The sequence below is a fragment of the uncultured Brevundimonas sp. genome (assembly GCF_937863155.1).
Lineage (GTDB): Bacteria > Pseudomonadota > Alphaproteobacteria > Caulobacterales > Caulobacteraceae > Brevundimonas.
This window is the reverse complement of the sequence record NZ_CALMFB010000068.1, coordinates 40,537-47,653: the sequence shown is the minus strand read 5'-3', so window position 1 is coordinate 47,653 and position 7,117 is coordinate 40,537. Positions and strand designations below refer to the sequence as shown.

At 66.2% G+C, this 7,117-nt stretch carries 7 protein-coding genes; all 7 read left to right on the top strand.

The window, feature by feature from the left end; genetic code table 11:
* On the top strand, window positions 1-1,097 hold a 1,097-nt coding region (gene eno, locus Q0581_RS11025), incomplete at its 5' end, for a phosphopyruvate hydratase (RefSeq protein ID WP_298700256.1).
* Window positions 1,098-1,186: 89 nt separating this feature from the next.
* The gene (locus Q0581_RS11020; RefSeq protein WP_298700254.1) at window positions 1,187-1,516 is read left to right on the top strand and encodes a septum formation initiator family protein; all 330 of its coding nucleotides are present in this window, start codon (window positions 1,187-1,189) and stop codon (window positions 1,514-1,516) included.
* 123 nt (window positions 1,517-1,639) lie between these two features.
* Complete coding sequence (pdhA, locus tag Q0581_RS11015) at window positions 1,640-2,665, top strand: pyruvate dehydrogenase (acetyl-transferring) E1 component subunit alpha (protein WP_298700252.1); 1,026 nt, start codon at window positions 1,640-1,642, stop codon at window positions 2,663-2,665.
* Window positions 2,662-4,026: a pyruvate dehydrogenase complex E1 component subunit beta gene (locus Q0581_RS11010; RefSeq protein WP_298700249.1), complete on the top strand. Its 1,365-nt coding sequence runs from the start codon at window positions 2,662-2,664 to the stop codon at window positions 4,024-4,026. The genes pdhA and Q0581_RS11010 overlap by 4 nt, the downstream gene beginning before the upstream one ends.
* Window positions 4,023-4,343 (top strand): DUF5076 domain-containing protein, encoded by a 321-nt coding sequence (locus Q0581_RS11005; RefSeq protein ID WP_298700247.1) that lies wholly within the window; start codon window positions 4,023-4,025, stop codon window positions 4,341-4,343. The genes Q0581_RS11010 and Q0581_RS11005 overlap by 4 nt, the downstream gene beginning before the upstream one ends.
* On the top strand, window positions 4,340-5,644 hold the full coding sequence (locus Q0581_RS11000; RefSeq protein ID WP_298700245.1) for a pyruvate dehydrogenase complex dihydrolipoamide acetyltransferase: 1,305 nt from the start codon (window positions 4,340-4,342) through the stop codon (window positions 5,642-5,644). Before Q0581_RS11005 ends, Q0581_RS11000 begins: the two co-directional genes overlap by 4 nt.
* Before the next feature lie 10 nt (window positions 5,645-5,654).
* Window positions 5,655-7,067 (top strand): dihydrolipoyl dehydrogenase, encoded by a 1,413-nt coding sequence (lpdA, locus tag Q0581_RS10995; protein WP_298700244.1) that lies wholly within the window; start codon window positions 5,655-5,657, stop codon window positions 7,065-7,067.
* Window positions 7,068-7,117 lie beyond the last annotated feature (50 nt).

Here is a 7,117-nt window from a genome sequence, read left to right as displayed (position 1 = left end):
AGGGCGTCCAGAAGGCGGTCGACGCCGTCAACGGCGAAATCTTCGACGCCCTGTCGGGCATGGACGCCGAGGACCAGCGCCGCATCGACACCACCCTGATCGGCCTGGACGGCACGGCCAACAAGGCGCGCCTGGGCGCCAACGCCATCCTGGGCGTCAGCCTGGCCTGCGCCAAGGCCAGCGCGGTTTCGGCCAATCTGCCGCTGTATCGCTATCTGGGCGGGGTTTCGGCCCGCGTCCTGCCGACGCCGATGATGAACATCATCAATGGCGGCGCCCATGCTGATAATCCGATCGACATCCAGGAGTTCATGATCCTGCCCACCGGCGCCGAGACCTTCTCGGAAAGCCTGCGGATGGGCGCCGAGATCTTCCACGCCCTGAAGAAGGCCCTGAAGGACGCCGGCCACAACACCAACGTCGGCGACGAAGGCGGCTTCGCCCCCAATCTGGCCTCGGCCGAAGCGGCGCTGGAGTTCATCACCAAGGCGGGCCAGGCGGCCGGCTATCTGGCGGGCGAGGACTTCCACCTGGGCCTGGACGTGGCCTCGACCGAATTCTTCAAGGACGGCAAATACGTCATGACCGGCGAGGGCAAGACCTTCGACCCGGACGGCATGGTCGGATACCTGGCGGACCTGTGCGAACGCTTCCCCATCGTCTCGATCGAGGACGGCTGTGCGGAAGACGATTTCGACGGCTGGAAAATCCTGACCGACCGGCTGGGCGACCGGGTGCAACTGGTGGGCGACGACCTGTTCGTGACCAATCCGGCCCGTCTGGCGGCCGGCATCGGCGAGGGTCTGGCCAACTCGATCCTGATCAAGGTCAATCAGATCGGCACGCTTTCGGAGACACTGGATGCGGTCGATATGGCCCATCGCGCGGGCTATACCGCCGTGATGAGCCACCGCTCGGGCGAGACCGAGGACTCCACCATCGCCGACCTGGCGGTGGCCACCAACTGCGGGCAGATCAAGACCGGCTCGCTGGCCCGCTCGGACCGCACGGCCAAATACAACCAGCTGCTGCGCATCGAGGAAATGCTGGGCGACCAGGGCGCCTATTACGGCGACGGCATGCTGCTGAGCCGGTAAGTTTCGACTTACGGCCAAGCTACGGTTCGTTAGGCATTTTCGGTCACGATCCCTCAATCGTGTTTCCGCGCTCAGAAGGAGCGTCCGAAGTGCCCGAACGTATGAAGCCTTTTGTTCCGACCCTGTGCCTGTTGGCGGCCATGCTGTACCTGTCGGTGCAGGCCCTGACGGGCGAGCGGGGCCTGCTGGGAACCGCCGAACGCGCCGCCCTGCTGGCCCAGCGCGAGGCGCAACTGGCGACCCTCAGCGAACAACGCCAAGATCTTGAGGTGCGCGTCCGCTATCTGCGCAGCGAAAGCCTGTCGCGCGACCTGTTGGAAGAACGCGCCCGCGCCGTGCTGGGGTTCACCGACCCGCGTGACTATGTGATCCGCGTCGCCGCCCCGGCGCCGGCGGCCGCCGCGCCCGCCCGCTCCTGAACTTTCGTTACATCCTGAACGGCTGACTTTGCCTTTCGGGAACGAAGGCTGCTAAAGCCCCTTTCCGTAACGACAGAAGGCCCCTCGGACCGTTCCGCGTGGGGCCCAGCCGGGAGATGGCGGATGGCGAAAGCCCCCTCCGATAAGACGAAGCCCAAGACGATTCCGAACGCCCCCCAAGCGTCGAAGGAAGACCTGCTGCGCTATTACCGCGAAATGGTGCTGATCCGCCGGTTCGAGGAGCGGGCGGGCCAGCTGTACGGCATGGGCCTGATCGGCGGCTTCTGCCACCTGTACATCGGCCAGGAGGCCGTGGCGGTGGGCGTTCAGGAGAGCGTCAAACAGGGCCACGACAAGATCATCACCGGCTATCGCGACCACGGCCACATGCTGTGCGCGGGCATGGACCCCAAAGAGGTGATGGCCGAGCTGACCGGCCGCATCGGCGGCTCGTCCAAGGGCAAGGGCGGTTCGATGCACATGTTCGATGTGCCGACGGGCTTCTATGGCGGTCACGGCATCGTGGGCGCGCAGGTGGCGCTGGGCACGGGCCTGGCCTTCGCCGGCTGGTATCGCGGTGATGACAGCGTGTCGTTCGTCTATTTCGGCGACGGCGCGGCGAACCAGGGGCAGGTGTACGAGAGCTTCAACATGGCCCAGCTGTGGAAGCTGCCGGCCATCTACATCATCGAGAACAACCAGTACGCCATGGGCACCTCTATCGAGCGCTCTTCGGCGACGACCGAACTGTTCCAGCGCGGCGCCAGCTTCGGCATTCCGGGCGAACAGGTGGACGGCATGGACGTTCTGGCCGTGCGCGACGCGGCGGCCCGGGCGGTCAAGCGCGCCCGCGAAGGGGGCGGCCCCTTCATCCTGGAGGTGAAGACCTATCGCTATCGCGGCCATTCCATGAGTGATCCGGCAAAATACCGCACCAAGGAAGAGGTCGACGAGGTCAAGAAGACCCGCGACCCCATCGAGCATATCAAGCTGCTGCTGGATCAGGCCGGCGCGACCGAAGACGATCTCAAGTCCATCGACAACGAGATCAAGGCCATCGTCGCCGAGGCCGTCCAGTTCGCCCAGGAAAGCCCCGAGCCGGACCCGTCCGAACTCTATACCGACGTCTATGTGGAGGCCGCCCAGTGACCGACATTCTGATGCCGGCGCTGTCCCCCACCATGGAAGAGGGCACGCTGTCGAAATGGCACGTGAAGGCGGGCGACACGGTCAAGGCCGGTGACGTCATCGCCGAGATCGAGACCGACAAGGCGACCATGGAGGTCGAGGCAGTCGACGAAGGCGAGATCGCCGAAATCCTGGTGGCCGAAGGCTCCGAGGGCGTGAAGGTCAACACCCCCATCGCCCGCATGGCCGGGGAGGGCGGCGCGGCAGCTCCCGCGCCCAAGGCCGAACCGGCCGCCGAGACGCCCAAGGCTGAGCCCGCCGCGCCCGTCGAAGGCTCGCCCGCCGATGCGCCGGTCAAGCCCAAGGTCGAACTGCGCGACCCCGAGATTCCCGCCGACGCCAAACTGGTGAAGACCACCATCCGCGACGCCCTGCGCGACGCCATGGCCGAGGAGATGCGCCGCGACGAGGCCGTGTTCCTGATGGGCGAGGAAGTGGCCCAGTATCAGGGCGCCTATAAGGTCAGTCGCGAACTGCTGCAGGAGTTCGGGCCGAAGCGGGTGGTCGACACCCCGATCACCGAGCACGGCTTCGCCGGCCTGGGCGTCGGCGCGGCCATGAGCGGGCTGAAGCCGATTGTTGAGTTCATGACCTGGAATTTCGGCATGCAGGCCATCGACCACATCATCAACTCGGCCGCCAAGACCCTGTACATGTCGGGCGGCCAGATCCGCGCGCCCATCGTCTTCCGCGGCCCCAACGGCGCCGCCAGCCGCGTGGCGGCCCAGCATTCCCAGGACTATTCCGCCTGGTACGCCCAGATTCCGGGCCTGAAGGTCATCGCCCCCTATGACGCGGCCGACGCCAAGGGCCTGCTGAAGGCGGCGATCCGCGATCCCAACCCCGTCGTCTTCCTGGAACACGAGATGATGTACGGGCTGGAGTTCGACGTGCCGGATGTCGAGGACTGGGTGCTGCCGATCGGCAAGGCCAAGGTCCGGCGCGAGGGGACCGACGTCACCATCACGGCCCACAGCCGCATGGTGGGCTTCGCCCTTCAGGCCGCCGAACAGCTGGAAGCCGAGGGCATCAGCTGCGAGGTCGTGGACCTGCGCACCCTGCGTCCGTTGGATACCGACACCGTCATCGAAAGCGTCAAGAAGACCAGCCGTCTGGTCTCGGCCGAAGAGGGCTGGGGTTCGATGGGCGTGGGCGCCGAAGTGGTGGCCCGCGTGATCGAACACGCCTTCGACTATCTGGACGCCCCGCCGCTGCGGGTGCATCAGGAAGATGTGCCTCTGCCCTATGCCGCCAATCTGGAGGCCCTGTCGCTTCCGGGCGCGGACAAGATCGTCAAGGCCGTGAAGGCGGTGATGGCATGACCGACGCAGCCCACGAACCCGATTTCGCCCTGACCACGCCGGCCGATGTGGCCAGTGATCCTCAGGCCGTCGAGATCATGCGCCTGTGGTGGTCGCGCGGCGTGCCGGTGATGACGCTGAAGCCCGCCTTCAACGACCCGACCAAGTTCGGCGAGGTTCTGGCTCAGGCCGCGCGCCACATGTCCCGCGTCTATGAGATGCAGCGCGGCATGGATGGTGAGGAAAGCTACAAGCAGATCCTGAAGGGCCTGGAACAGACCCTGGCCGGGCCCGAGTTCGACACTCTGACCGAAAAGCCGGGCGGAGGCGCCGCATGACCGACATCCTGATGCCCGCCCTGTCTCCGACCATGGAGGAGGGCGTCCTGGCCAAATGGCACGTCAAGGCCGGCGATGTGGTCAAGGCCGGCGACGTCATCGCCGAGATCGAGACCGACAAGGCGACCATGGAGGTCGAGGCCGTGGACGAAGGCGAGATCGCCGAAATCCTGGTGACCGAAGGCTCCGAAGGCGTGAAGGTCAACACCCCCATCGCCCGGCTGAAGGGTGACGATGCAGGGGCCGCCAAGCCCCCTTCGTCTGCGCCTGCGGCGCAGCCACTTCCCCCGAAGGGGGAAGATCAAATGGCGCCCCTCAAATCTCCCCCCGCCGGGGGGAGTACCGGCGAAGCCGGGGAGGGGGGCAAGTCCACGACGCTCCCCGCGCCGAAGGCGGCCGATGGCGCGCGCGTTTTCGCCTCGCCCCTGGCCCGGCGCATCGCCGCTCAGAGCGGCGTCGATCTGAAGTCGGTCAAGGGCACCGGCCCGCACGGCCGCATCGTGCGCCGCGACGTCGAGGGGCTGAAGGGCGGAGCCGCGCCGGGTGCGGCTTCGACCACCGCCGCCGAACCGCGCAAGGTCCAGTCGCTGGAACAGCAAGGCATCCCGGCCGGCAGCTATGACCTGATCCCGCTGGACGGCATGCGAAAGGCCATCGCGCGGCGCCTGACCGACAGCTTCCGCGACGTTCCGCACTTCCCCCTGACCATCGACTGCGAGATCGACGGCCTGTTGGCCAGCCGCGCCAAGGTCAATGCGATGCTGGAAGCCTCGGGCGTCAAGGTGTCGGTCAACGACTTCGTCATCAAGGCCTCGGCCATGGCCCTGAAGGTCGTGCCGGAGGCGAACACCAGCTACACGCCCGAAGGCATCGCCATGCACCACCACGCCGATGTGGCGATGGCGGTGGCCATCGACGGCGGCCTGATCACCCCGATCATCCGTTCGGCCGAGCTGAAGTCCCTGTCGCAGATCGCGACGGAGTCGAAAGACCTGGCCAAGCGCGCACGCGACCGCAAGCTGAAGCCCGAGGAATTCCAGGGCGGCACCTTCAGCGTCTCGAACCTAGGCATGTTCGGCATCAAGGCCTTCGCCTCGATCATCAACGAACCGCAGGGCGCGATCATGAGCGTCGGCGCCGGCGAACAGCGCCCGGTGGTCAAGAACGGGCAACTGGCCGTGGCCACCGTGATGACCGTGACCCTGACCTGTGATCACCGTGTGGTGGACGGCGCCGTGGGGGCGAAATTCCTTCAGGCCTTCAAGGCCATGATCGAAGATCCCGTGACGATGCTGGCCTGAGGATCATCAGATGGATTTCGACCTCATCGTCATCGGCTCGGGCCCCGGCGGCTATGTCGCCGCCATCCGCGCCAGCCAGCTGGGCCTGAAGACGGCCATCGTCGAGCGCGAGAACCTGGGCGGCATCTGCCTGAACTGGGGCTGTATCCCCACCAAGGCCCTGCTGAAGTCGGGCGAGAAGTTCGAGAGCCTGTCGCACCTGAAAGACTACGGCCTGTCGGCGGAAAAGGTCGGCTTCGACTTCGACGCCATCATCCAGCGCTCGCGCGGGGTGGCCAAGCAGCTGAACAGCGGCGTCGGCTTCCTGATGAAAAAGAACAAGATCGAGGTCATCGAAGGCACGGCGAAACTGGAGAAAGGGCCCAATGGCGCTTCCGGCGCGCCGAAAGTCGTCATCGCCCTGAAGGACGGCAAATCGCGCACGGTCCAGGCCAAGTCGGTCATGCTGGCCGTCGGCGCCCGCGCCCGCGCCCTGCCGCAGATCGGACTGGAAGCCGACGGGGACCGTATCTGGGCCTATCGCGAGGCCATGACGCCGAAATTCCTGCCCAAGTCGATCGTCGTCATCGGCTCGGGCGCCATCGGCATCGAGTTCGGCAGCTTCTATCGCGCCCTGGGGTGCGACGTGACCGTGGTCGAGGCGATGGACCGCATCATGCCGGTCGAGGACATGGAGGTGTCCAAGGCGGCCCAGAAATCCTTTGAAAAGCGCGGCATGAAATTCCGCGTCGGCGCCAAGGTGACTAAGGTCGCCAAGGACAAATCGGGCGTCACCGTGGCCATCGAGGCCGGCGGCAAGGCCGAAACCCTGACCGCCGAGGTGTGCATCTCGGCCGTGGGCATTACCGCCAACACCGACGGCATCGGGCTGGAGGCGCTGGGCGTCGAGCTGGACCGCGGCCATATCAAGACCGATAGTCACTGCCAGACAAACGTGAAGGGCCTCTACGCCATCGGCGACTGCGCGGGCGCGCCCTGGCTGGCGCACAAGGCCAGCCACGAAGGCATCCACGCCGCCGAACATATCGCCGGGTTCGCCACCCCGCACGTCGTGTCGCCCATCGCCGGCTGCACCTATGCCCAGCCCCAGGTGGCCTCGGTCGGTCTGACCGAACAGGCGGCCAAGGAAGCGGGCAGGGCGGTCAAGATCGGCCGCTTCCCCTTCAAGGTGAACGGCAAAGCCATTGCGTCCGGCGACACCGACGGCTTCGTCAAGGTGCTGTTCGACGACAAGACCGGCGCCCTGGTCGGCGCCCACATGATCGGCGCCGAAGTCACCGAGATGATTCAGGGCTATGTCACCGCCATCACCATGGAGGCGACCGAGGAGGACGTGATGGGCACCGTCTATCCGCACCCCACCATGTCCGAGGCCATGCACGAGGCGGCGCTGGACGCCTATGGGCGCGTGATCCACATCTAGACCGGCGGGGTAGGGCGGCCTACCAATCCTCTCTGGCCATTCGAGGGGTA

What these genes read in the sequence shown, in the direction of transcription:
- pdhA (WP_298700252.1), top strand. Translation starts at nt 1,640, where the DNA reads ATGGCGAAAGCCCCCTCCGATAAGACGAAGCCCAAGACGATTCCGAAC.
- Q0581_RS11005 (WP_298700247.1), top strand. Translation starts at nt 4,023, where the DNA reads ATGACCGACGCAGCCCACGAACCCGATTTCGCCCTGACCACGCCGGCC.
- Q0581_RS11000 (WP_298700245.1), top strand. Translation starts at nt 4,340, where the DNA reads ATGACCGACATCCTGATGCCCGCCCTGTCTCCGACCATGGAGGAGGGC.
- lpdA (WP_298700244.1), top strand. Translation starts at nt 5,655, where the DNA reads ATGGATTTCGACCTCATCGTCATCGGCTCGGGCCCCGGCGGCTATGTC.